Origin of the sequence: Paraburkholderia sp. JHI2823 (genome assembly GCF_038900695.1) — a bacterium.
In the GTDB taxonomy this organism is placed as follows: domain Bacteria; phylum Pseudomonadota; class Gammaproteobacteria; order Burkholderiales; family Burkholderiaceae; genus Paraburkholderia; species Paraburkholderia mimosarum.
Genome location: NZ_JAYMRY010000433.1, coordinates 1 through 254, shown reverse-complemented (window position 1 = coordinate 254; position 254 = coordinate 1). Strand labels below are relative to the sequence as shown.

At 57.1% G+C, this 254-nt stretch carries 1 pseudogene; it reads left to right on the top strand.

What is annotated here, in order from left to right:
- Positions 1–127, top strand: a pseudogene (locus tag VSR34_RS39305) (IS110 family transposase); the annotation flags it as partial.
- Positions 128–254: the final 127 nt, after the last annotated feature.

Genomic DNA, 254 nt, shown 5'->3' with positions numbered 1-254 from the left:
ATCGCCGCAGGACGAAGCGTCACGGCACCTGATACGCGATCGCGGGCAACTGCAGAAGGAAGTGCTGCAGCATCGCGACCGTATGCGCAAACTGCTGATTACGCTCGGTTGCTGGGATGAGGTGGATTGCGAATTTCGGGGAAGCTGAACGCCCGTTTCGGTGAAGTCGAACAGGCCAGGAGGGAGGTGCTGCGTAGTGCTTAGATTGTACTGCGGGTGTTCGAGATCAGGCTACTTTTTGATCAGGTGCGTTC